The sequence below is a fragment of the Amycolatopsis sp. NPDC005003 genome (assembly GCF_053600695.1).
On record NZ_JBSGAI010000029.1, the window covers coordinates 34489 to 55471 of the forward strand.

The following is a 20983-nucleotide window of genomic DNA, read 5'->3' on the forward strand; positions in this document are numbered from 1 at the left end:
AACGGCTCAGGCGAGAGGTTGTCGTGCCTTCGACTCGTCATGATCGGCCGTCTGTAGTACGCTTCACAGGCCAAGGTTGATCGCCCTCGGGCGAACCCTTGGCCACGGCCTGTTGCCGGAGGTCGACCCCCAGGGCTTCCGGTGACAGGCCCCTTTACGTTCAGGCCATCACCGTGGCGGCCAGCGTGCCGCCCAGTTCGGTGCAGGCTTCGAGAGTCTTTTTGTCCGGATCACCCGTGGTGATGACCGGTTCCGCCGCTTTGACCCACGCCAGGCCCGTCGTGATGGCCAGCAGTTGCCGTTCCGTGCCCGAAGTGTCGCTGTTGCCGTGAATCCAGTACCCGAACGGGCGACCTCGCGTCTCGTCCAGGCACGGGTAGTAGATCGTGTCGAAGAAGTGCTTCAACGCGCCGCTCATGCTGCCCAGGTTCGCCGGGGTGCCCAGCAGGTAGCCGTCCGCCTCGAGGACGTCGGTGGCGGTGGCCGCCAGCGCCGCGCGGCGGACCACCTCCACCCCCTCGATGTCCGGGTGCGTCGCGCCCGCCAAGACCGCCTCGAACAGCGCCTGCGTCGACGGTGACGGCGTGTGGTGGACGATCAGCAGCCTGGGCATCAGGCGAGCAGCTCCTCGACGTCCGCCCGCAACGCCGTCAACCGCTCCTGCCCCGCCTCGCGCGCGCCCGCCACCACCTGCAGGTACGCCTTCAGCTTCGGTTCGGTCCCGGACGGCCGCACGACCACGCGGACGCCGTCACCGGTCAGGCGCACCACGTCGGCGTCCGGCAGCAGGTCTTCGAGCGTGACGTCGGCGCCGCCGAGCCGGGCCGGCGGGGTCTCCCGCACCCTGGTCATCAGCTGCCCGCGGACGGCGAGATCGGTGACCCGCAGCGAAACCTGGTCCGTCAGGTGGACGCCGTGGCGCTGGGCCAGCTCGTCGAGCACGTCGAGCGGCGTGCGGCCCTGCGCCTTGAGCTGCGCGGCGAGGCCCGCGGCCAGCGTCGCGGCGGCGATGCCGTCCTTGTCGCGCACGAAACCCGGGTTCACGCACAGCCCGAGCGCCTCTTCGTAGGCGAACACCAGCCCTTCTCCGGCGCGCACCAGCCACTTGAAGCCGGTCAGCGTCTCGGCGTACCGGGCGCCTTCGGCCTTGGCGATCTCGCCGAGCATCGACGACGACACGATCGTGGTCGCCACCAGCGGGTCCGGCAGCACCGTGCGATCCACTGTGGACAGGACGTACGAGCCTAGCAGCACGCCCGTTTCGTCGCCGCGCAGCATCCGCCAGCTCCCGTCGCGCTCGCGGACGCCGAGCGCGCACCGGTCGGCGTCCGGGTCGAGCGCGATCGCCAGGTCGGCGTCCACATCGGACGCCAGCGCGAGCAGCAGGTCCGTCGCGCCCGGTTCCTCCGGGTTCGGGAACGACACGGTCGGGAAGTCCGGGTCCGGCGCGGCCTGGGCTTCGACCAGGTGCAGGTCGGTGAACCCGGCCCGCTCGAAGGCCGCTCGCAGCGTCTCGGCGCCGACGCCGTGCAACGCCGTCGCCGCCACCCGCACCGCGCGCTCGGAGCCCAGCGGCAGCGTCGCCACCTCGTCGAGGTAGCGGTCCAGCAGGTCGACGACTTCGGCGCCGGCCGCCCGCGGCACGTCGATCGCGGCCGGTGCGGCCTCGATGGCGCGCTCGATCTCGCCGTCGGACGGCGGGACGATCTGCCCGCCGGTCGCGTCGTAGAGCTTGTACCCGTTGTCCGCCGGGGGGTTGTGCGACGCGGTGATCTGGATCCCGGCCACCGCGCCGAGCCGGCCGACGGCGAACGCGAGCACCGGCGTCGGCAGCGGGCGGGGGAACACCTTGACGTCGAAGCCGGCCGCGGTCAGCACCTCGGCGGCGGCCGTCGCGAAGGCTTCCGAGCCGTGCCGCGCGTCGCGGCCGACGACGACCAGCGCGCCGGCGTGCCCGTGCGCCTTCAGCCACTGCGCGACCCCGGCCGTCGTGCGGGTGACGACGGCGACGTTCATGCCGTTCGGCCCGGCGCGCACCGGGCCGCGCAGGCCGGCGGTGCCGAACTCCAGGGGGCCGGCCAGCCGGTCGGCGAGCTCTCCGGCGGCCGCGGGGTCGCTGTCCGCCCGGGCCACGACGGCCTCGAGTTCGGCGCGGGTGGCGGGGTCCGGATCGGCGGCGATCCAGCGGGAAGCGGCGTCACGCAGGGTGGAATCCGATGTCACCGCGACAGCCTACGGGCTATGGTCGGGTAGGTGCGCTTACTCTTCACCTCACTGGGGTCCTTCGGCCACACCTTCCCGCTCGTCCCGCTGGCGGTCGCCGCGCGCGACGCGGGCCACGACGTCACCTTCGCCACCTCGGAAGACTTCCTGCCACAGCTGACCAAAGCCGGGCTCGACGCGGCCGCCGCCGGGCTCGCCATCAAGGACGCGTTCGCCCAGGCGTTCGCCGAGACGTTCGGCGACGCGGGCCCGCCCGGCCCGCCGGGAGACATCCCTCGCGAGGTGCTGTTCCCGGTCGTCGCGAAGGTGTTCGGCGAGGTGATGCCGAAGCGGTTCCTCGCCGACCTGCTGCCGCTGTTCGAGCACGTCCGCCCCGATCTGGTGGTCAGCGAGGCGGGCAATTCGGGCGGGGCGTTCGCCGCCGTCAAGGCCGGTCTGCCGGTGGTGGCGCACGGTTTCGGCCGCGTGTCGACCGGCGATCCGATGACCGGGAAGATCCGGGACGCGATCCGCGAGCACGGCGCTTCGCTGGGCATCGAGATCGGCGAGGACCTGGCGTTCGGCGGCCCGTTCGTCGACATCTGCCCGGAGTCGGTGCAGGACGCGGATTTCCTGGCGCGCACCCACCGGGTGCCGCTGCGCCCGGTCGGCTGGAGCGAGCCGGGCGAGCTGCCACCCGGCGTGCTCGACGAGCGGCGGCGTCCGCTGGTCTACCTGACGCTCGGCACGGCGATGGGCCACGCGGGCGTGCTCACCGAAGCGATCGCCGGACTGTCCGGTTTGGACGTCGACGTCCTGGTCGCCACCGGCCCGTCGCTGCCCGAGAACGCGCTGGGCGAGGTGCCGGAGAACGTCCGGCTCGAGGCGTGGGTCCCGCAGGCGGCGCTGCTCCCGCACGTCGACCTGGTGGTCCACCACGGCGGCAGCGGCACGACGCTCGGCGCGTTCGGCGCGGCCCTCCCGCAGCTGCTCCTCCCGCAGGGCGCGGACCAGTTCACCAACGGGGACGCGGTCCTCGCCGCCGGCGTGGGCGACCGCCTGCTCGGTGCCGAGGTCACCGCCGAGGCCGTCGCCACCAAGGCCCGCCACCTCCTCACCGACACCGCGGTCCGCGACGCGGCCCAGGCCCTGGCCGCCGAAGTCGCGGCCATGCCCTCCCCGGCCGAGGTCGCCGCCGAACTCCCCACCCTCGTCTGAGTTCCGGCTCCGATCACGCGAGTTCCGGCTTGAATCACGCACTCACGTGATTCAAGCCGGAACTCGTCAGGCGCGGGTGACCAGTTCGCGGAGCAGGGAGCCCATCTTCGTGGCCGCGGCGCGGCCGGCTTCCAGGACTTCCTGGTGGTTCAGCGGTTCGCCGGTCATGCCCGCGGCGAGGTTCGTCACCAGGGACAGGCCGAAGACCTCGACGCCGGCCGCGCGGGCGGCGATCGCCTCCAGCACCGTCGACATGCCGACCAGGTCCGCGCCCAGCGTGCGCAGCATCCGGATCTCCGCCGGCGTCTCGAAGTGCGGCCCGGTCAGGCCCGCGTAGACGCCTTCTTCGAGCGACGGGTCGATCTCGCGGGCGATGTCCCGCAGCCGCTTCGAGTACAGGTCCGTCAAGTCGACGAAGTTCGCGCCGACGATCGGCGAGCGCGCGGTCAGGTTCAGGTGGTCCGAGATCAGCACCGGCTGACCCACCTGGAAGCCTTCGCGCAGGCCGCCCGCCGCGTTCGTCAGCAGCACCGTCCGGACGCCGGCCGCCGCCGCGGTGCGCACGTTGTGCACCACCGGGTCGATGCCCTTGCCCTCGTAGAAATGCGTCCGGCCGAGCATCACCAGGACGTTCTTGCCGCCGATCTTCAGCGAGCGGATGGTGCCGCCGTGGCCCACCGCGCCGGGCGTGGTGAAGCCGGGCAGCTCGGCGAACGGGATCTCCGTCTCGTGCTCCCCGATGACGTCCGCCGCCGGGCGCCAGCCCGACCCCAGGACCACCGCGATGTCGTGCTCGGCCACGCCGGTGCGCTTGGCGATGGCGCTCGCGGCCTCTTGTTCACTCATGCGAGGGAGCGTAACCGGACGGCTCTCACCACCAGGAACACCACCAGCCCGAACGGCGAGAGGAAGATCGTCAGCAGCAGGATCGGGCTGACCACCCAGGGCGAGAGCCCGGCCGAGCGCCCTTCGAAGTACATCCACCGCGCGATGAACAGGTCGAACGCGATCAGGTGCGCCCAGACCAGCCCGGCGCCCCACGGCGTCGCGAGCAGCGTCTGCAGGACGCCGAGGTCGGGCCGCAGCATCGTCCGCCCCCACTCGCCGAAGTGCGGCAGCACCAGCGCGAAGTAGCACACCAGCGGCAGCAGCGGCACCCACGGCGACCGCATGATCCGCTCGGTCCACCGCCACTCGGGCGCCAGGATCATCAGCGCCCAGAACGGCGCCGCCAGCGGGAAGGCCAGGTCGAAGAGGCTCATCGGACGCGCACCGCAGCCCACGAACCCAGGCCGACCGCCGCGGCCAGCAGCGCGAAGGCGCCCAGCGTCACCGCGTCCGGGTGCACGATCGACTGAGCCCGCAGCGCCTGCCAGGTGACCAGCGCGATCAGGCCCGCGTACCCGGCCGCGCCGATCAGGACGAGCCGCGCGCGGACGACGTCGTCACGCAACCGGGTGAAACGCGGGGCGAGCGCCGCCAGCGCGATGGCGAGCAGCGGCAGGGCCTGCAGGGCGTGCATCCCGACGAAGTGCGGGATCCGCAGGTCGCCGCCCACCGTGCTCCAGCCGAGGATCGGCAGGCCGGGGCCGCCGTCTTCGAGCCCGACGGTGTGCCCGCCGACCATGTCCGGCCGTCCGCCGGTCCGCCACTGCGCGAGCTGCTGCGCGGTCGGCGACGTCATCAGCTGCCCGAGCGAGATCCCCACCAGCGACAGGACGGCCCCGGCTCGCACCGCCCAGTACGACGCCCGGTCGGGCACCTTCGTGAACAGCACCAGCACCGTGAGCACCAGGGTGGCGACCCACAGCACGGCGATCATCGCGGCCATGCTGCCGAAGATCGCGGCGTCCTGCGGGGTCGCGACGTTGAAGTGGCTCGCCCGGCCGCGCGCGGCCTGGAACACCAGCAGGACGTACTCGGCGCCGAAGATGAGGATCAGGAGGTCGGTGAGCAGGTTCGCCGCGCGCCGGAACCGCGGCAGCAGCGAGACGAGCCAGCTCCAGGTGGCGAAGTAGAGCGCGCCGGACACCGCGAACTTGAACGGCTTCGCCCAGATCGCCGCGCCGCCCAGGGTCCGCTGGTCGAGGACCATGGCGGCCACGCACAGGACCGCCACCACCGCCAGCGTGCCGGCCGCGACCGCGGACGGCCGGTGCCACGTGTTCGTTCTGCTTCGGAGATCGGCGAAACGCTTCTTTGCGGGGGTTCCGGGTGGCGGAGCCCCCGGCCCGGGGCGAAGCCCCGGAAGGCGCAAGATGGTCATGGTTTCTCCCAGGACGGATAGTGAAGCTCTCCGTTTTGGAAAGTTAAACTATCCATGCTGAGAAGTCTTCAGGGTTGTCCCCGAGACGGACCCCGGGATCGGAGCGGAAACGCATGCGGATGGCCGAGCTGAGCGCCGAGTCCGGGGTGCCGGTCGCGACCGTCAAGTACTACCTGCGCGAAGGCCTGCTCCCACCCGGGGAGCGCACCAGCCCGAACCAGGCGCGGTACTCGGCCGCGCACGTCCAGCGGCTGCGGCTGATCCGGGCGCTCACCGAGGTCGGCGGGCTGCCGCTCGCGTCGGTCGGCGTGGTGCTCAAGGCGATCGACGGGCACGAGACCCCGCACCGGACGATGGGTGTCGTCCAGCAGGAGCTGGCCGGACCGGCGCCGAAGGTGTCCGACGAGGCCGCCGAATGGGCGTCCGGGCGGCTGACCGACCTCATGCGCCGCCACGGCTGGAAGGAGCACCCGACCGAGCACCGCGCGATGGCCAACCTCATCGCCGCGCTGGCGACGGCCAAGGAGCTGGGCCAGGAGAAGCTGACGGAACGGCTCGAGGAGTACGCCGACCTGGCGCTGCGCGTCGCGGAACTCGACGTCGCGTCGGTGGCCGGGCTGACGTCGGTGGACAAGATCATCGAGACCGGGCTGGTCGCCACCGTGCTCGGCGACCGGATCTTCGCCGGCCTGCGTCACCTCGCCCAGGAGCAGGTGTCCCGCGAAGTCCTCGGCGGCTAGTCCGAGACGCTCAGGGTGGGGGCGACGCGGTCGAAGACGTCCGCGCGGCCCGAGTTCTCCTGCTCGGCCGGCACGGTGACCGAGAGGATCCACAGGCTCGTGCCCGCCTGGACCAGGTTCATGAACGTCACCCGGGTGCCGCCGCCCCCGTCGCGTTCGGGCAGGGTGCCGCCCTCGGCCAGGCGGTAGGTCAACGTCGTCCCCTTGCCGTCGGGCAGCGGCGACGGCGGGAACAGGTAGAACGCGTTGCCCGGGTAGGACCCCTTCAGCCAGCTGATGTACTCAGTGTCGTCGGGGAACTGGGTGAAGTACTTCACCAGCCGCTCCACCCGGAGGGACCGGCGGCCGTCGGGGGAGACGTACTGCACCGCCGTGCTCGCGCCGAACTTCGTGGTGGTGTGCGGGGCGACGAACTTCTGCCAGCCCTCCGGCACCTGGAGGCCGAACTGGCCGCCGTTGCCGGTCACGTAGCTCGCGTCGCCGGACTGCTGCACCAGCGTCGGCGGCGGCACGTCGGTCGGGCCGTTCGACGTGCTGCGCGGAGCGGCGTCCGGCGGCAGCAGCGGCTGGCCGCCGACCGCCCTGGCCAGCGCGAACCCGCCGCCCGCCGCGAGCAGGAAGAGCAGGATCGCGACCGCGATGAGCACGGCGGTGGCCGTGGAGCTGCGCCGCGCCGGCCGCGGCGGTGGCGGGACGAACATCGTCGGCGCGCTCGCGGTGGGAGCCGCCGAGGGCGCCGGGGCGGGCGGACGCAGGAACGGCAGCGGGCCCGGGTCGGCGGCGAGTTCGCTGCTCGACGTCTCGGCCTTCTTCTCCGCCTTGGCCTTTTCGGGCAGGACGGTCTTGATCACCTGGGTGTCGGTCGCGTCCGGCTGCGCGGACGTCTTCTTGCCGTCCGGGGTGTGGAACAGCTCGGGCCCGAACAGGTCGAGCGGCGTCTTCGTCTGCAGCGGGTACAGCCGGTGCCGGACCTCGCGCAGCGTGATCCGCTTGCCCGGCTCCTTCTTCATCAGCGCGCCGATGACGTCGGCCAGCGGGCCGGCCTTCGGCTGCGGCACCTTCCCGTTGACGACCTTGCCGACCGTTTCCAGCGGATCGCCGTCGGCGTCGTACGGCGGCGCGCCCTCGACCGCGGCGAACAGCGTCGCGCCGAGGCCCCACAGGTCCGCGGCCGGCGTGACGGCCCCGCCGGAGGCCACTTCGGGCGCGATGTACGCGGGGGAGCCGAGCATGATCCCGGTGCGGGTCATGGTCGCCTCGGAGACGTTGCGGGCGATGCCGAAGTCGGTCAGCTTGATCCGGCCGTCGCTGGCCACCAGCACGTTGCCCGGCTTGACGTCACGGTGGGTGATGCCGGCCGAGTGCGCAGCCTCCAGCGCGGACGCCACGGCGATGCCGACCGCGGCGGCCTGCCCGACGGTCAGCGGCCCGTGGTCGCGCAGGATGTGCGCGAGGCTGCGCGAGGGCAGCAGCTCCATCACCACGAACGGCTGGTCGTCCTCGCGGGCGACGTCGTGCAGGATGATCACGTTCGGGTGGGAGAGGACGGCGATCGCGCGGGCCTCGCGCAGCGTGCGCTCCCGCAGCTCGTCCGCCTGGGACGCCGGGATGCCCGGCGGCACCTTCATCTCCTTGACGGCCACCTGCCGGTGGAGGAACTCGTCGTAGGCCGACCAGACGGTGCCCATCGACCCGGAGCCGAGCACCGAACGCAGCCGGTAGCGACCGGCGACCACTCGTGTCTCTTCGCTGGAGGGGGGCACCCGCCAATTGTGGCGTACGGGACCGACAGTCTCGACGCAGCGTGCGCGTTCCGGCTCCGAAGCCGTCCCGGCAGCGCGACCAGACTCACAGGTCGAGCGCGGCGAGTGCCTCTACCATCACAGGTTATGACTGATGTGGCCGGTCCGGAGTCAGTGCCGATCTCCGAACTCGACCTGGCGGCCGAGTTCCCGCAGGCGACGCGCGAGCAGTGGCAAGAGCTGGTCGCGGGCGTGCTGCGCAAGAGCGGGAAGCTGCCGGAGGACTTCGCGGGCGCCCCGGAGAGCAAGCTCGTCACGCGGACCTACGACGGGATCGAGATCCAGCCGCTGTACACGGCCGAGGACGTCCCCGGCGACATCGGCTTCCCCGGCCTGCCGCCGTACGTGCGCGGGTCCCGCCCGGACGGCCAGGTCGGCACCGGCTGGGACGTCCGCGCCCGGTTCGCCGGAGCCGACGGCCGCGCGGTCAACAAGGCGATCCTCGCCGACCTCGAAGGCGGCGTGACGTCGATCTGGCTGTCGGTGCCGCCCTCGGCGCTGGCCGACGCGCTCAACGAGGTCTACCTGGACCTGGCGCCGGTCGTGCTGGACGCGGGGCCGGCCTACGAAGAGGCGGCCGCCGCCTTGTTCGAGCTGCTCGCCGAGCGCGAGATCCCGGCGAGCGAAGCCACCGCCGTGCTGGGCGCCGACCCGATCGGGCTGGCGGCCCGCTCCGGTTCCGCCGTCGAGCTGGAACCGGCCGCCGCGCTCGCCGTGCGTGTCGCCGGGAAGTACCCGAAAGTGCGGACGATCGTCGCCGACGGCCTGCCGTTCCACGAGGCAGGCGGCTCGGACGCGCAGGAACTGAGCGCGCTGGTCGCCGCCGGTGTCACCTACCTCCGGTCGCTGACCGACGCGGGGCTCGACGTCGAAGCCGCGGCCGCGCAGATCGAGTTCCGGCTCGCCGCGACCGCCGACCAGTTCTCCACCATCGCGAAGCTGCGCGCGGCGCGCCGCCTGTGGGCCCGGGTCGCCGAGGTCTGCGGGTTCACCTCGCCGATGCGCCAGCACGCCGTGACGTCGCCGGCCATGCTGACCAGGCGCGATCCGTGGGTGAACATGCTGCGCACGACCGTCGCCTGCTTCGGCGCGGGTGTCGGCGGCGCGGACGCGGTCACCGTGCTGCCGTTCGACGCGGCGATCGGCAAGCCCGACGCCTTCGCCGCGCGGATCGCCCGCAACACCCACGCCGTGCTGCTGGAGGAGTCCAAGCTGGCCGGCGTGGCCGACCCGGCGGGCGGCTCCTGGTACGTCGAGAAGCTCACCGACGACCTCGCGCACGCCGCCTGGGCCGAGTTCACCGCCATCGAAGGCGCGGGCGGGCTGGTCGCCGAGCTCGCCTCCGGCGCGCTGGCCTCGCGGTTGGCTTCGACGTGGGAGAAGCGCTCGAAGCGGATCGCCACCCGGCGCGACCCGCTCACCGGCGTCAGCGAATTCCCGGACCTGGCCGAGAAACCGGTGGTCCGCGAACCCGTGGCGGCCACCGTGGAAGGCGGGCTGCCGCGGCACCGGTACGCCGAAGGTTTCGAGGCGCTTCGCGACGCTTCGGACGCGCACCTCGCTTCGCACGGTTCGCGGCCGAAGATCTTCCTGGCCACGCTGGGCCCGGTCGCCGCGCACACCGCGCGGGCCGGGTTCGCCGCCAACCTGTTCCAGGCGGGCGGCATCGAAGCCGTCAACCCGGGCGCGACCGACGACCTGCCCGGCGCGTTCCGCGCGTCCGGCGCTCGCATCGCCTGCATTTGCGGCACCGACGACGCCTACGCGGCTTCTGCTTCCGACGTCGCCGCGTCGCTCGGCGCCGAGTACGTCCTGCTCGCGGGCAAGGGCACCTACGACGGCGTCGACGGATGCGTCTTCGCCGGTTGCGACGCCCTGGAAGTCCTCAACGGCCTGCACGCCAAGCTGGGAGTCACGCGATGAGCATCCCGAACTTCGCCGGTCTCGACCTCGGCACGCCGTCGCCGGGCGATCGCGACGCCTGGGCACGCGCCGTGGAGGACGCGACCGGCAAGGGCCCGGACGCCCTGGCCTGGGAGACGCCCGAGGGCATCGGCGTGAAGCCCGTCTACACGGCCGCCGACCTGTCCGATGTGGACTTCCTCCTCACGTACCCCGGCATCGCGCCCTTCCTGCGCGGCCCGTACCCGACGATGTACGTCAACCAGCCGTGGACCATCCGCCAGTACGCCGGGTTCTCCACCGCCGAGGAGTCCAACGCCTTCTACCGGCGCAACCTCGCCGCCGGGCAGAAAGGGCTTTCGGTCGCCTTCGACCTGGCCACCCACCGCGGCTACGACTCCGACCACCCGCGCGTCTCGGGCGACGTCGGCATGGCGGGCGTGGCCATCGACTCCATCTACGACATGCGCCAGCTCTTCGACGGCATCCCGCTCGACAAGATGTCGGTGTCGATGACGATGAACGGCGCGGTGCTGCCGGTGCTCGCGCTGTACGTCGTCGCGGCGGAGGAGCAGGGCGTCAAACCCGAGCAGCTCGCGGGGACCATCCAGAACGACATCCTCAAGGAGTTCATGGTCCGCAACACCTACATCTACCCGCCGCAGCCGTCGATGCGGATCATCTCCGACATCTTCTCCTTCACTTCGCAGCACATGCCGAAGTACAACTCGATCTCCATCTCCGGCTACCACATGCAGGAAGCCGGGGCGACGGCCGACCTCGAGCTGGCGTACACGCTCGCCGACGGCGTCGAATACATCCGATCAGGGGTCGACGCCGGGCTCAGCGTCGACAAGTTCGCGCCGCGGCTGTCCTTCTTCTGGGCGATCGGCATGAACTTCTTCATGGAGGTCGCGAAGCTGCGCGCGGCGCGTCTGCTGTGGGCGAAGCTCGTCAAGGGCTTCAACCCTTCGTCGTCGAAGTCGCTTTCGCTGCGGACGCACTCCCAGACGTCGGGCTGGTCGCTGACCGCGCAGGACGTCTACAACAACGTCGTCCGCACCTGCGTCGAGGCGATGGCCGCGACCCAGGGGCACACGCAGTCGCTGCACACGAACGCCCTCGACGAGGCCCTCGCGCTGCCGACGGACTTCTCCGCGCGGATCGCCCGCAACACGCAGCTGCTGCTGCAGCAGGAGTCCGGCACCACGCGCGTGATCGACCCGTGGGGCGGGTCTGCTTTCGTCGAGAAGCTGACTTATGACCTGGCGCGCAAGGCGTGGGGGCACATCAGCGAGGTCGAGCAGGCCGGCGGCATGGCCAAGGCGATCGACGCGGGCATCCCCAAGCTGCGCATCGAGGAGGCCGCCGCGCGCACCCAGGCGCGCATCGACTCCGGGCGGCAGCCGGTGATCGGCGTCAACAAGTACCAGGTCACCGACGACGAAGACATCGACGTCCTGAAGGTCGACAACGCCGGGGTCCGCGCCCAGCAGCTCGAGAAGCTGCGGCGGCTGCGGTCCGAACGCGACTCCGCGGCGACCGAGGACGCGTTGCGGCGGCTCACCGAGGGCGCTGGGAACGGCGGCAACCTGCTGGAACTGGCCATCGACGCGGCCCGCGCGAAGGCGACCGTCGGCGAGATCTCCGACGCGCTCGAGAAGATCTGGGGACGGCACTCCGGCCAGATCCGGACCATCTCGGGTGTCTACCGCGAGGAGGTGGGGAAGACGCAGAACGTCGAGAAGGCCCGTCAGCTGGTCGAGGAGTTCGCCGCGGAGGAAGGGCGCCGCCCCCGGATCCTCGTCGCGAAGATGGGCCAGGACGGCCACGACCGCGGCCAGAAGGTGATCGCCACCGGCTTCGCCGACCTCGGCTTCGACGTCGACGTCGGCCCGCTGTTCTCCACCCCGGCCGAGGTCGCGCGGCAGGCGATCGAGGCGGACGTGCACGTCGTCGGCGTCTCGTCGCTGGCCGCCGGGCACCTGTCGCTGGTGCCCGCGCTGCGCCACGAGCTCGCCGAGCTGGGCCGCGAGGACATCATGGTGGTCGTCGGCGGCGTCATCCCGCCGCAGGACTACCCGGCGCTGCGCGAGGCCGGGGCGGCGGCGATCTTCGGGCCCGGCACGGTGCTCGCGGACGCGGCCATCGACCTGCTCGGCCAGCTGTCGGCGCAGGAGTCCTGACCGTTGCCGCGCAAGATCGACGTCACCGCCTACGCCAAGGGGGTCCTGGCGGGTGACCGCGGGACGCTGTCGAAGGCGATCACGCTGGTCGAGTCGCAGCGGGAAGACCATCGGGCGCTGGCGCAGGAGCTGCTGGTGGAGCTGCTGCCGTCCGCCGGCGGCGCGCGGCGCGTCGGCATCACCGGCGTCCCCGGGGTCGGCAAGTCGACATTCATCGACCAGCTGGGCACCGACCTGACCGCGGCCGGGCACCGCGTCGCCGTGCTGGCGGTCGATCCGTCGTCCACGCGGACCGGTGGGTCGATCCTCGGCGACAAGACCCGGATGGCACGGCTGGCGGTCGACTCGCGGGCGTTCATCCGGCCGTCGCCGACGTCCGGGACGCTGGGCGGGGTCGCGCGGGCGACCCGCGAGACGATCGTGCTGATGGAGGCGGCCGGCTACGACGTCGTGCTGGTCGAGACCGTCGGGGTGGGACAGTCCGAAGTGACCGTCGCGAACATGGTGGACTGCTTCCTCTTCCTGACCCTGGCCCGCACCGGCGACCAGCTCCAGGGCATCAAGAAGGGCGTGCTGGAGCTGGCCGACGTCATCGCCGTGAACAAGGCCGACGGCGACCACGAGCGGGACGCCCGGCGGGCGGCGCGGGAGCTGGCCGGCGCGCTGCGGATGATCTACGGGCCCGAGGCGTCGTGGACGCCACCGGTGCTGACCTGCAGCGGCCTGCACAACCTGCGGCTCGACGAGGTCTGGGGCGCGATCGAGCAGCACCGCGAAACGCTTTCGGCGTCCGGCGAACTCGACGCCCGGCGGCGGCAGCAGCAGGTCGACTGGACCTGGGCGATGGTGCGCGAGCAGCTGCTGGGTCGGTTGGCGGTGCATCCGGACGTGCGAACGGTCGTTCCCGACGTCGAACGGGCGGTGCGGGACGGTGAACTGACCGCTACCCTCGGTGCACAGCGGATCCTCGACGCGTTCGGTGGCTGACGCGCGGGCGGTCCGTGGGCAGAATGCCTGGTCGTGGCGAAAGGATGACATGGCGAAACTGCGGGGTCTGGTCCTGGTCGGGCTGCTCGGGGCGGTGCTGTTCACCGCGTCGCCCGCGTATGCCGCGCCGGTGCGCCCGGTGGCCGTGACGGTGTCGACGGCGCACGCTTCTCCCGTGCTGGTCCCGGCGCAGACCCAGCCTCCGGGCCCGGTCCTCGACCCGGCGCAGACGGACAAGGCGAACACGGAAAAGACCAGGAACAAGCTGATCGCGGGCCTGATCGCGGTCGTCCTGCTCGGCATCGTGATCTGGGGGCGCAAGATCCGTTCGAAGCGGGCCAAGGGGTCCTGAGGTTTTCGGCTTTGCCGAACTAGTGCACACCGTTCAACGCAGATCCGGTACCGGCCGTCTAGGACGGCCGTTTTCGAGGCGCGGCTTGCCGCCTGCATGGTGCACGATCGTCTGCAAATGCGTACGACAGATCGATCGGCACGACGCGTGACCCCAGCCGCTGCGCGGGTTACCCGTGTTGCGGGAGGAGGTGCGGCGTGACGGTGCTCGACTCACGGCCGGACGTTCCAGGCGACCCCCAAGGGCGCATCATCAACCCCATGGAGGGGTCCGAGGCGCTCATTTCCGAAGCCGGCGTAAGCATGGCTCCCGTGGAGGACCTTGGTGCGGGCCGCGGCCCGTTCTGGCTGGACGACTGGCTGCGCGCCAACGCCACCGACGTGCTGGCCTGGCGGCGGCACATCCACGCGCACCCGGAGCTGTCGCGGCACGAGTTCGCGACCACGGAGCTGATCGTCACGCTGCTGCGCTCGGTCGGGCTCAAGCCGTGGGTGCTGCCGGGCGGCACCGGCGTCGTGTGCGACATCGGCAGTGGTGAGCGGTGCGTGGCGCTGCGCGCGGACATGGACGCGCTGCCGCTGACGGAGGCGACGGGCCTGCCGTACGCGTCGACCACCGAGGGCGCGGCCCACATGTGCGGCCACGACGCTCACACGGCGATCCTCCTCGGCGCGGCCCGCGCGCTGGCCGGGGCGCCGGAGCTGCCCGGCCGCGTGCGCCTGATCTTCCAGCCGGCCGAGGAGGTCATGCCCGGCGGCGCGCTGGACATGATCGCGGCGGGCGCGCTGGACGGCGTCGAGCGGATCTACGGCCTGCACGTCGACCCGCGGCTCGAAGTGGGGCTGGTCGGGATGCGCGTCGGCGCCCTGACGTCGGCGGCGGACCTGATCGAGCTGCGCCTGACGTCGCCGGGTGGCCACACGTCCCGGCCCCACCTGACGGCGGACCTGGTGCACGCGCTGGGCACGGTGATCACGTCCCTGCCCGCGGTGCTCTCCCGCCGCGTCGACCCGCGCTCCGGCACGGTCCTGGTCTGGGGAGCGGTCCACGCCGGTCAGGCGGCCAACGCCGTCCCGCAGGACGGCGTCCTGCGGGGCACCCTGCGTACGGCGGACCACGAGGTCTGGACGGCCCTGGAGCCGCTGGTCGCCTCCTCAGTCGAGTCCCTCTTGGCCCCGACCGGCGTCGGCTTCTCCCTGGACTACCGCCGCGGCGTCCCACCGGTGGTCTCGGACCCGGAGTCGACGGCCCTGATGCGCGCCGGCGTCGAAGCGGCGTTGGGCGAGGGCGCGGTCGCCCCGACCGAACAGTCCTCAGGCGGCGAAGACTTCGGCTGGTACCTGGAGCACGTCCAGGGAGCCTTCGCCCGCCTCGGCGTCTGGCCCGGCCCGCCCGCCCCCCAATCGGACATCCACCGCCCCACCTTCATCCTCGACGAGCGCGCCCTCCTCTGCGGAGTCCGAACCCTAGTCCACACCGCCCTAACCACCCTCGCCTAACCGACCCTCCAGGTACGCAAGCCGACCCTCCAGGTACGCAAGCCGACCCTCTGGGTACGGAGTTGTCCACAGGTAGGCCGAGTTGTCCACAGCCTGAGCATGAGGGTCTTCCGTCGACCGCGGAAGGCCCTCATGCTCGATGCTGTGATCAATTGGGGAGGAAGACACGGGGCGGCTCTGCGTAGCGAAGCCGTCGAGGTGCTGGGGCAACGAGCGGTCCGTCAGGCGCTTGCCAGCGGGCTGCTCGCGCAGCCTTGGCGAGGCGTCGTGGTACCGGCCTCGGACTCGCTGAAGATGGCGACTCGTGCGGAGGCCGCGCTACTGCTGGCCGGTCCGCCGGCAGTCCTATCGGGAGCTACTTCTCTTGCGCTGCATGGGATTTCGGTGGTCGATGGTGCGGATATCCACCTCACCGTCCCCTACGCGCGGCGGGTCAGATCCAAGCCCGGACTGGTCGTGCACCAGAGCGATTACGAGCCGCACGACGTGATCGAAATCGACGGTCTGCCGACCTTCAGCCTGGATCTCGCACTGGCCGATTTCCTCTGCCGCGGTGACAAGCGAACCGCGTTCGCGGCGGTCGAAGAGGCCATGCGCGGGCTGCCGCCGGACCACCTCGAGAAGCTCCGCGAGAACGTGCGTGACCGCATTGCCGACCGCTCGAGCCGCCAAGGTATCCACAGGGCGCTGTCGATGCTCGCCCTCGCCGGCGGCAAGGCCGAATCGCCGCCCGAGAGCATGCTGAGGCTGATCGTGGTCGAGGCCGGCTTGCCGGCTCCGGAGGTGCAGTACCCGATCAACGACATCGAGGGCAAGCTGCTGTACGTGCTCGACATGGCCTGGCCCGAGCGGCGCGTCGCACTCGAGTACGACGGGTTCGCAGCGCACGAGGACCGGCAGGACGCCGACGCCGAGCGGGACCGGCGGATGGCGGGCCGTGGTTGGATCACCATCCGCGCAGCCGCCGCCGACCTACGCGATCCGGCTCGGGTCCTTCGCGAGTTGCATGAGGTCCTTCGGGCCCGGGCTGCGTAGTTGGCGTGCCTGGAGGGTCGGGTCGCGTACCTGAACGGTCGGCTTGCGTACCTGGAGGGTCGGTTAGCCGGTTATGCCGGAGCAGGGGCGGGTTCGGAGGTCGTCGACGTAGTCGGCGGGGGCGCCGGCCGCCTCGGCGGCGTCGGCCAGGACGCCCAGGTAGCGGGCGGAGGGGAGGCCGCCTTCGTAGGCGTCCAGGACGTACAGCCAGGCCAGGACCGAGCCGTCCATCGTCTGGACGCGGAGGCGGATTTTCGAGTGGATTCCCAGCTCGCCGCCTTCCCAGCGGTCCAGGCCCGTCTCGTCCAGGGGTGTCACGTCGTAGAGGACGACGAAGACGCGTGATCCCGGGTCCTCGACGATCGTGGCCAGGGCACCTTCCCACCCCAGGTCCTCGCCGCCGAAGGTCAGGCGCCAGCCCTCCAGCCAGCCGGTGCCGGCCATCGGAGAGTGCGGCGCGCGCTCCAGCATCTGGGCGGGCTCCATGTTCGATCCGTACGCGGCATACAACGGCACGCCGACAGCGTAGCGATACCTGCCTCACCCGAGTGGACGCACTCGCCGTGTTCGCCCACTTCGGTGTCCGGTCACCTTCGCCGCGTACGGTGAGAGCACCGCACGGACTGCCTTAGGAGGACCCAGGTGACCAGGATCGTGATCATGGGCGGGGGCCCGGCCGGCTACGAAGCGGCGCTGGTCGCGGCCCAGCACGGGGCCGACGTCACGATCGTCGAGCGCGACGGCCTGGGTGGCGCCTGCGTCCTCTACGACTGCGTCCCCTCGAAGACGTTCATCGCGAGCTCGGGCGCACTGGCGAAGATGCACGACCTCAGCGAGCTCGGCATCAACACCGACCTGGCCGACACCAGCATCGACCTCCCGACCGTCCACGGCCGGGTGAAGGGCCTCGCGCTCGCCCAGTCCGCCGACATCCGCGCCCGCGTCCAGCGCGAGGGCGTCCGCGTGATCGCCGGCGAGGCCCGCTTCTGCGACGAAGAGCCCGGCCTGGCGACGCACAAGGTCGCCGTCACGACCAAGGACGGCACCGAGAAGCTGCCCGCCGACGTCGTCCTCATCGCCACCGGCGCCACCCCGCGCGTGCTGCCCGGCGCGGTGCCCGACGGCGAGCGCATCCTCGACTGGCGCCAGCTCTACGAGCTCCAGGAGCTGCCGGAGCACCTCGCCGTGATCGGCTCGGGCGTCACCGGCGCCGAGTTCGCCTCCGCCTACACCGAGATGGGCGTCAAGGTCACCGTCGTCTCGAGCCGCGACCGAGTCCTCCCGCACGAGGACGCCGACGCCGCCGCCGTGCTCGAGGAGGTCTTCTCGCAGCGCGGCACGACCGTCGCGAAGCAGGCGCGCGCCGACCGCGTCGAGCGCACCGAGAAGGGTGTCGAGATCTTCCTCGCCGACGGCCGCGTGATCGAAGCCAGCCACGCGCTGATGACCGTGGGGTCGGTCCCGAACACCCGGGACATCGGCCTGGACAAGGTCGGCATCGAGCCCGGCCCCGGCGGGTTCATCACCGTCGACCGCGTTTCGCGCACCTCCGTTCCCGGGATCTACGCCGCCGGCGACTGCACCGGCGTGCTCATGCTGGCCTCGGTGGCGAGCATGCAGGGCCGGATCGCGATGTGGCACGCGCTGGGCGAAGGCGTCGCGCCGATCAAGCTCAAGACCGTCGCCGCCAACGTGTTCACCCACCCGGAGATCGCCACCGTCGGCATCAGCCAGCAGGCGATCGACTCCGGCGAGGTGCCCGCGCGCACCATCATGCTGCCCCTGGCCACCAACGCGCGCGCGAAGATGGAGGGCCTCCGCCGAGGCTTCGTGAAGCTGTTCTGCCGCCCCGCGACCGGCGTGGTCGTCGGTGGTGTCGTCGTGGCGCCGCAGGCGAGCGAGCTCATCCTTCCCATCGCGCTCGCCGTCCAGAACCAGCTCACAGTGGACCACCTGGCACTGACATTTTCGGTCTACCCGTCGCTGTCGGGCTCGATCACCGAGGCCGGCCGCCAGCTCATGCGCCACGACGATCTCGACTGATTCCGTACGCAACCCGTCGCGCCCCGTCGCGTCTTGTCGGTGGTAAGGCTGAAGGACGTGAAGGGTGTGAAGGTGCGCAAGACGGTGTTTTTCGTTGCGGCAGCGGTGTTCGGGGCGACGGCGCTGACGGGACCGGCGATGGCGCAGCAGAGCACGGTCCCGGCGCCGAGCGGCGCACCGGCGAAGGGCAGCGTCCAGCTCAACGTGAACACCGCGATCAACCAGACGCTGGTGGACAAGTACGTCCGCGACGCGCCGAACGTCGCCCTGGCGAAGTGCGAAGGCCCGTCGCCGGCGTTCTCCTCGCCGGTGCTGACCTTCGCCAACTACACGCCCGGGCCGTTCATGGGCGCGGACGCGAACATCAGCGCCGACGTCGAGCTGAAGCCCGGCACCGCGGCGGGGACGTACCCGCTGACGGTGACGTGCGGCGGCCAGACCTACACCACGCAGTTCTCGGTGCCCGCCCCGCAGGTCGCGAAGGTGCCGTCGGGCGCCGCGAAGGCGGGCGACGGCAGCATGGCGGGCTGATTTCCGGAAACCGGCACGACCACCCCGGAGCCACGCTCCGGGGTGGTTTTTTCTTCGCCCCGGGCAACCTCTCCGCAGGTAGAGCGTCTTCTCCAGCAGAACTCCCGGGGGAGGGGAAAAGGAAATGAAAAAGATTTTGGCCGTCGCCGTCGTTTCGGGTGGATTGGTGCTTTCGTCCCCGGCGGCCTTCGCCGCCTCTCCGGCGGAGCACGCCGGGAACCCGAAGGCCTACCTCCGCGTCATGCCGGCCGCCGCCCGCCCGGGCGCGAAGGTGGCGATCCGGCTCGGCTGCGAAGCCGCGAGCACGCAGGACCTGGCGTCCCCGGTCCTCGAAATCGGCGCGCTGCGGCGCATCGGCCCGCAGGACGACCCGGCCAAGGCACCCGCCGCGGCCGCGTCGGCGACCGTGCGGCCCGCGGAACCCGGCGTCTACCGGGTTTCGTTCTCCTGCGGCGGCGCGGAACTGACCGCGAAGTTCACCGTCCTGGGTGAACGTCGTCAGGTGGCGAAGGTCCCGTCGGGAGCGCCGGCGACCGGTGGCGGCCCGGCCGGGCACGGCCCGCTCGCCGCGGCGGGCGCCATGGGCGTGCTGGCCCTCGGCGGAGGCGGCCTCGTGCTGGCCCGCCGGACCTGGCGGCGCTGACATGACCAGGCGGATCACGAACAGGCGGGGGGTCCTGATCGCCGTCGTCGCGGCGCTGCTGGCCGCGCTGGTGGTGCTGGTGCTGACCCTCGGCGACGGCCCCGGCCCGGGCACCGCGCAGCCGCCGCCCGCCCAGCCGGTCGCGGTCGAGCCCGCGCCCCAGGCGGACAGCCGGAACGCCGTTGCGGCGCTGCCCAAGTCCGAGCCCGTCTCGATCGACATCCCGAAGATCGGCGCGCACTCGTCGCTGGTCCCGCTGGGACTCAACCCCGACAACACCGTCCAGGTGCCGCCGGTGACCACGCCGCTGCAGGCGGGCTGGTACACCTACGCGCCGACGCCGGGCGAGACCGGCCCGGCCGTCGTCCTGGGGCACGTCGACGGCAACCACCAGAAGGGCATCTTCTTCCGGCTCAAGGAGCTGGCCGCCGGCGACCGGGTCTCGATCGCCCGCAAGGACGGCACCACCGCGGTGTTCGAGGTGACGAAGGTGCACCAGGTGCCGAAGAAGGACTTCGAGGCGGAAGGCGTCTACGACGACACCGCCGGCCCCGAGCTCCGGCTGATCACCTGCGGCGGCGTCTTCGACCGGAGCGCGCACAACTACGTCGACAACGTCGTCGTGTACGCCCGGCTGGTCCAGGCCTGATTTTCGGTTTTTGTCGGTCCCCGGTGCAACACTGTGCCGGTCGTCACAGGAGGCGGCGCAGACGAGGGTTGGGAGTCGGCATGGTGTTCCGGGACGAAAGATGGCCCGACGGTACGCCCAGCTGGGTGGACCTGATGGTGCCCGACCAGGCGAAGGCGATCGCCTTCTACGGCGGCCTGTTCGGCTGGGACGTGCGGCGGGGCGGTGAGGAGACCGGTTTCTACGGCATGGCGGAGCTGCGGGGGCGGCCAGTCGCCGGCATCGGCCAGACCCCACCGGGCCAGGACATCCCACCCGCCTGGACGACGTACCTCGCCGTGTCCGATGTGGACCGCACGGCCGCGGCCGTCACCGAGGCGGGCGGGCGGATCGTCATGCCGGTGACGGAAGTGATGAAGGAGGGCCGGATGGCCATCGCGGCCGATCCGGCGGGCGCGGTCTTCGGCCTTTGGGAGGCCGGCAACCACATCGGCACGCAGGTCACGGCGGCCCCGGGCACGCTGGCCTGGAACGAGTGCATGAGCCGCGACTACCCGGCGGCGAAGCCGTTCTACGAGGAGATCTTCGGCTACGGCTTCCAGGACATCTCCGGCGACGATTTCACGTACGCGGTGGTGCTCATCGACGGGCGTCCGGTCGGCGGCCTCGGCGCCGTGCCCGCATCGGTGCCACCGGAGGTGCCGTCGTACTGGTCGGCGTACTTCTGGGTGACGGACGCCGACGCGAGCGCGGCCAAGGTCACCGAGCTCGGCGGCACGGTCGAGGGGAAGCCCTTCGACTCGCCGTACGGGCGGCAGGTGCGGGTCACCGACGACCAGGGCGTGCCGTTCATGATCATCGCCCCGAACGCACAGTCCGGCGAGCCGGAGGGCTGGGAAGTGTGAACGGGCGGGCCGGGAGCGCCACCAGGCGGCACCCCCGGCCCCCG

General features: G+C 71.7%; 20 protein-coding genes. 13 read left to right on the top strand and 7 right to left on the bottom strand.

Annotated features, from left to right (window positions below; genetic code table 11):
* Positions 1 to 160: 160 nt before the first annotated feature.
* Positions 161 to 613: a flavodoxin family protein gene (locus tag ACWED2_RS29815; protein WP_449693813.1), complete on the bottom strand. Its 453-nt coding sequence runs from the start codon at positions 611 to 613 to the stop codon at positions 161 to 163.
* Positions 613 to 2223, bottom strand: coding sequence for a phospho-sugar mutase (locus ACWED2_RS29820; protein ID WP_449693814.1), 1611 nt, complete (start codon positions 2221 to 2223; stop codon positions 613 to 615). The genes ACWED2_RS29815 and ACWED2_RS29820 overlap by 1 nt, the downstream gene beginning before the upstream one ends.
* Positions 2224 to 2253: 30 nt before the next feature.
* Here ACWED2_RS29820 and ACWED2_RS29825 point away from each other — a divergent pair, with 30 nt between their 5' ends.
* Positions 2254 to 3420, top strand: coding sequence for a glycosyltransferase (locus tag ACWED2_RS29825; protein ID WP_449693815.1), 1167 nt, complete (start codon positions 2254 to 2256; stop codon positions 3418 to 3420).
* A 66-nt stretch (positions 3421 to 3486) separates the two neighbouring features.
* Here ACWED2_RS29825 and ACWED2_RS29830 read toward each other — a convergent pair whose 3' ends face one another.
* The 3 genes from ACWED2_RS29830 to ACWED2_RS29840 are packed head-to-tail and all read right to left on the bottom strand — an operon-like array spanning position 3487 to position 5548.
* On the bottom strand, positions 3487 to 4266 hold the full coding sequence (locus tag ACWED2_RS29830; RefSeq protein ID WP_449693816.1) for a purine-nucleoside phosphorylase: 780 nt from the start codon (positions 4264 to 4266) through the stop codon (positions 3487 to 3489).
* A complete protein-coding gene (locus tag ACWED2_RS29835) occupies positions 4263 to 4682 on the bottom strand; it encodes an ABA4-like family protein (protein WP_449693817.1) in 420 nt (139 codons plus the stop codon). The genes ACWED2_RS29830 and ACWED2_RS29835 overlap by 4 nt, the downstream gene beginning before the upstream one ends.
* Positions 4679 to 5548 carry a hypothetical protein gene (locus ACWED2_RS29840; RefSeq protein ID WP_449693913.1) on the bottom strand — a complete coding sequence of 290 codons (870 nt, stop codon included), beginning with the start codon at positions 5546 to 5548 and terminating at the stop codon, positions 4679 to 4681. The genes ACWED2_RS29835 and ACWED2_RS29840 overlap by 4 nt, the downstream gene beginning before the upstream one ends.
* 251 nt (positions 5549 to 5799) lie before the next feature.
* Between ACWED2_RS29840 and ACWED2_RS29845 the strand changes: the two genes are divergently transcribed.
* Positions 5800 to 6426, top strand: coding sequence for a MerR family transcriptional regulator (locus tag ACWED2_RS29845; RefSeq protein WP_449693818.1), 627 nt, complete (start codon positions 5800 to 5802; stop codon positions 6424 to 6426).
* Here ACWED2_RS29845 and ACWED2_RS29850 read toward each other — a convergent pair.
* Positions 6423 to 8162, bottom strand: a complete 1740-nt coding sequence (locus ACWED2_RS29850) for a serine/threonine-protein kinase (protein ID WP_449693914.1) — start codon at positions 8160 to 8162, stop codon at positions 6423 to 6425. The two genes, ACWED2_RS29845 and ACWED2_RS29850, sit on opposite strands and share 4 nt — an antisense overlap.
* A gap of 153 nt (positions 8163 to 8315) precedes the next feature.
* Between ACWED2_RS29850 and ACWED2_RS29855 the strand changes: the two genes are divergently transcribed.
* From ACWED2_RS29855 to ACWED2_RS29880, 6 genes are all read left to right on the top strand, one after another.
* Positions 8316 to 10151: a methylmalonyl-CoA mutase family protein gene (locus ACWED2_RS29855; RefSeq protein ID WP_449693819.1), complete on the top strand. Its 1836-nt coding sequence runs from the start codon at positions 8316 to 8318 to the stop codon at positions 10149 to 10151.
* On the top strand, positions 10148 to 12316 hold the full coding sequence (scpA, locus tag ACWED2_RS29860; protein ID WP_449693820.1) for a methylmalonyl-CoA mutase: 2169 nt from the start codon (positions 10148 to 10150) through the stop codon (positions 12314 to 12316). The genes ACWED2_RS29855 and scpA overlap by 4 nt, the downstream gene beginning before the upstream one ends.
* Positions 12317 to 12319: 3 nt before the next feature.
* Entirely contained in the window at positions 12320 to 13303 is a 984-nt protein-coding gene (gene meaB / locus ACWED2_RS29865) for a methylmalonyl Co-A mutase-associated GTPase MeaB (RefSeq protein ID WP_449693821.1), read from the top strand.
* Positions 13304 to 13352: 49 nt separating this feature from the next.
* Entirely contained in the window at positions 13353 to 13655 is a 303-nt protein-coding gene (locus ACWED2_RS29870; protein WP_449693822.1) for a hypothetical protein, read from the top strand.
* Between the two features lie 197 nt (positions 13656 to 13852).
* Positions 13853 to 15154, top strand: a complete 1302-nt coding sequence (locus ACWED2_RS29875; RefSeq protein ID WP_449693823.1) for an amidohydrolase — start codon at positions 13853 to 13855, stop codon at positions 15152 to 15154.
* A gap of 201 nt (positions 15155 to 15355) precedes the next feature.
* Entirely contained in the window at positions 15356 to 16189 is an 834-nt protein-coding gene (locus ACWED2_RS29880) for a DUF559 domain-containing protein (RefSeq protein ID WP_449693915.1), read from the top strand.
* A 63-nt stretch (positions 16190 to 16252) separates the two neighbouring features.
* Here the strand turns inward: ACWED2_RS29880 and ACWED2_RS29885 are convergent, their stop codons facing one another.
* A complete protein-coding gene (locus tag ACWED2_RS29885) occupies positions 16253 to 16705 on the bottom strand; it encodes a gamma-glutamylcyclotransferase (protein ID WP_187324689.1) in 453 nt (150 codons plus the stop codon).
* 126 nt (positions 16706 to 16831) lie between these two features.
* Between ACWED2_RS29885 and ACWED2_RS29890 the strand changes: the two genes are divergently transcribed.
* The 5 genes from ACWED2_RS29890 to ACWED2_RS29910 all read left to right on the top strand — a co-directional run bounded on the left by ACWED2_RS29890 (position 16832) and on the right by ACWED2_RS29910 (position 20939).
* Complete coding sequence (locus ACWED2_RS29890; protein ID WP_449693824.1) at positions 16832 to 18232, top strand: NAD(P)H-quinone dehydrogenase; 1401 nt, start codon at positions 16832 to 16834, stop codon at positions 18230 to 18232.
* A gap of 72 nt (positions 18233 to 18304) precedes the next feature.
* Positions 18305 to 18763 (top strand): hypothetical protein, encoded by a 459-nt coding sequence (locus tag ACWED2_RS29895; protein WP_449693916.1) that lies wholly within the window; start codon positions 18305 to 18307, stop codon positions 18761 to 18763.
* A 124-nt stretch (positions 18764 to 18887) separates the two neighbouring features.
* Positions 18888 to 19406, top strand: a complete 519-nt coding sequence (locus tag ACWED2_RS29900) for a hypothetical protein (RefSeq protein ID WP_449693825.1) — start codon at positions 18888 to 18890, stop codon at positions 19404 to 19406.
* A gap of 1 nt (position 19407) precedes the next feature.
* Positions 19408 to 20055 (top strand): class F sortase, encoded by a 648-nt coding sequence (locus ACWED2_RS29905; RefSeq protein WP_449693826.1) that lies wholly within the window; start codon positions 19408 to 19410, stop codon positions 20053 to 20055.
* A gap of 80 nt (positions 20056 to 20135) precedes the next feature.
* Positions 20136 to 20939 (top strand): VOC family protein, encoded by an 804-nt coding sequence (locus ACWED2_RS29910; protein ID WP_449693827.1) that lies wholly within the window; start codon positions 20136 to 20138, stop codon positions 20937 to 20939.
* Positions 20940 to 20983 lie beyond the last annotated feature (44 nt).